Raw genomic sequence first — 3,236 nt, 5'->3', positions numbered from 1 at the left:
AACCCCACCACCGCGGCGGCCCTGGTCCCCCTGCTGCCCGCCGGCGGGGCGGCACTCATCCCCCTCGTCGCGCGCCGTGCGCCGGGCTTCGTGCGCCCCCTGGCGGTGCTGCCCGTCCTGACCTCGGCGCTCCTCGCCCTGTGGCTCGCCGCCGACCTCCCGATCGGCGGCACCGTCACCGCCGCCACGCCGCTGACCCCCACCGGCGACCCCGTCCTGCCGATCGAACTGGCGCTGCGCCTGGACGGCTTCTCCGTCCTGGCCGCCGTCCTGGTCACCGCCGTCTCCCTGGTCGTCCAGCTCTACTCCACCGGCTACCTGCGCGAGGACCCCCGCTACCCCTCCTACGCCGCGCTGGTCTCCCTGTTCACCGCCGCCATGCTGCTGCTGGTGTACGCCGACGACCTGGTGGTCCTGCTGGTCGGCTGGGAGGTCATGGGCGCCTGCTCCTACTTCCTGATCGGCCACCACTGGGAGACCCCGGCCGCCCGCGCCGCCTCCCTCAAGGCGTTCCTGGTCACCAAGCTCGGTGACGTCCCCTTCCTCATCGGCATCATCGCCCTGGGCGTCGAGGCCGGGACCTTCCGGATCAGTTGGCTGGTCAACCGCCTCACCGGCCTGGATCCCCTGGAGATGGCACACCCCACCGTCATCGCCCTGCTCCTGCTGGCGGGTGTCGTGGGCAAATCCGCGCAGTTCCCGCTGCACCTGTGGTTGCCCGACGCGATGGCCGGCCCCACCCCGGTCTCCGCGCTCATCCACGCCGCCACCATGGTCGCCGCCGGCGTGTACGTACTGGTGGTGCTGCTGCCGGTGCTCCTCGCCTCCACGATCGCCGTGGTCACCCTCGCCCTGATCGCGGCCGTCACCGTCATCGGCTCCGGACTGGCCGCCCTGGCCCGCGACGACATCAAGGGCGTCCTGGCCTGGTCCACCATCGGTCAACTCGGCATCATGCTCGGCGCGATCGCCGTCGCCGACCGCGGGGCCGCCTTCTTCCACCTGCTCACCCACGGCGCCTTCAAGGCCCTGCTCTTCCTCGCCGCCGGCGTCCTCGTCCTCGCCGCCGGCACCGGCTCGCTCACCGCCGTCTCCCGCATGGGCGGCCTCAAGCGACGTGTACCGGACGCCTGGTGGACGATGACCATCGGCCTGCTCGCCCTCGCCGCCCTGCCGCCGTTCGCCGGGTTCTTCTCCAAGGACGCCGTCGTGCACGCCGCGCAGCGGGCCACCGGCGACGGCGGGGCCGCCGGAGCCGCCGCCTGGATCGTGCTCGTCGCCGTCCTCGCCGGCGCCGTCCTCACCGCCGCCTACGCCACCCGCTTGTGGCTGGTCCTCTTCCACGACCCCGTGGACATACGCCCCGTCACCGTCCCGGACACCCCCGCACCCGGCCGGGCCATGACCCTCGCCCTGTGGCTGCTCGCCATCCCCTCCCTGAGTCTCGGCCTGGCATGGGACACCCTCGGGACCCGCCTGGACGGCGGCGACCTCGCCCCCCACCTCGCCACCTCGGTCGTCTCCCTCGGCGCCGCCCTGCTCGGCGTGCTCGTCACCTGGGCCGCCTGGCGCCGCCGCTACGAGGAGGACTTCGGTCGCGGGACCGACCCCCGCGACCCGATCGCCGACCCCGGGCCCGCCCTCCTCGGGCGGCTGCGCCGCCCGGCCGCCGCCGGCTTCGGCATGGACGCCGCCGCCGCGGCCCTCGCCGTGCGACCGGTCCGTGCCGCCGGCCGGCTCGCCCGCTTCCTGGACCGCGAGGTCGTCGACACCTACGTGCGGGCCGCCGCCGGGGCCCCCGGCCTGCTCGGCGCCCTCGCCCGCCGCCTGCAGACCGGCAACGTCCAGCTCTACCTCGCCGTGACGGCCGTGGCCGCCCTCGCCCTGGCCGTCGTCGCCGTCACCACCACCGGAGGATGAGCGCCGTGATCACCCTCGACGACTCCGTGACGCGACTGCTCCTGCTGGTCGTCGTGGCCCTGCCCCTGGTGGGCGCGGCAACGGCGCTGCTCCCCGCGCCCCCCGGCCTGAGGGGACGCTCCCCAGAACAGGCGGTGCTGCGGCACGGCGTGGTCGTCACCGGCGTCGTGCTGGCCGCCGCCCTGCTGCTGGCCGCGTCCTTCGACCGCGACGCCGCCGCCCGGCCGCAGGCCGTCACCGACCTGGAGTGGATCCCCGCCCTGGGGGTGCGCCTGCACCTGGGCGTGGACGGGATCTCGCTGCCGCTGCTCGTCCTCACCGCCCTGCTCGGCTTCCTGTGCGCCCTGCACGCCTACCGCCGCCCGCCCGCCGGACCGCACCCGACCGCCCTGGTGGCACTGCTGCTGGTGCTGCTGAGCGGGGCCCTGGCCACCTTCGCCGCGCTCGACCTGATCCTGTTCTTCCTGGCCTTCGAGATGGTCCTGATCCCGATGTACTTCCTCATCGCCCGCTGGGGTGGGGGAGGCAGCGGGCCCGCCGCCCGCCGGTTCGTGGTCTACACGCTCGTCGGCTCGGTGCTCATGCTCCTGGGCTTCCTGCTGCTCGGCGGCCGGGCCGGCACCTTCGACATGACCGCGCTGGCCGCCGCGCAGGGCGAGGGGCTGGGACGCGACGTCCAGATCCTCGTCGTCCTCGCCGTGGGCCTCGGTTTCGCCGTCAAGACCCCGATGTGGCCGCTGCACGGCTGGTTGCCCCCCGCGCACACCGCCGCGCCCACCATCGGCTCGGTGCTCCTCGCCGGGGTGCTGCTGAAGACCGGCACCTACGGCCTGGTCCGCATCCTCCTGCCCGCCGTCCCCGAGGGCACCGCCGCGCTGGCGCCCTGGCTCGGCGCGTTCGCCGTCACCGGCATCGTGTACTCCTCCCTGGTCTGCCTGGACCTGGTGCGCCGCGGCGCCGACCTCAAGCTGCTCATCGCCTGGTCCTCGGTCGGACACATGGGCTTCGTGCTGCTGGGCATCGCCACCCTCACCCCCACCGGGATCAACGCCGCGCTGTTCGCCAACATCGCCCACGGTCTGATCACCGGCCTGCTCTTCCTCCTGGTCGGCGGCATCCGGGAACGCACCGGCACCACCCGCCTGGACGAGCTGACCGCGCGCGGCTCCGGCGCCCGCCTGTACGGACGCGCCCCCCGGCTGGGCGCGCTGTTCGCCTTCACAGCCATGGCCTCCCTCGGCCTGCCGGGACTGGCCGGCTTCTGGGGCGAGTTCCTCGCGATGCTCGCCGCCTACGACCCCGCCCCCGGCCTGCCC

The 3,236-nt window shown here is 74.5% G+C and carries 2 protein-coding genes; both read left to right on the top strand.

Going from position 1 to position 3,236, the window contains the following annotated elements:
* Positions 1 to 1,920: NADH-quinone oxidoreductase subunit 5 family protein (locus tag FNQ90_RS17325; RefSeq protein WP_182607216.1), on the top strand; the 1,920-nt coding region annotated here is incomplete at its 5' end.
* Between the two features lie 5 nt (positions 1,921 to 1,925).
* A partial coding sequence (locus FNQ90_RS17320; protein WP_323380024.1) for a complex I subunit 4 family protein occupies positions 1,926 to 3,236 on the top strand: 1,311 nt, incomplete at its 3' end.

This window comes from Streptomyces alkaliphilus (genome assembly GCF_014141535.1).
Lineage (GTDB): Bacteria > Actinomycetota > Actinomycetes > Streptomycetales > Streptomycetaceae > Streptomyces > Streptomyces alkaliphilus.
This window is presented reverse-complemented; position numbering and strand designations above follow the sequence as displayed.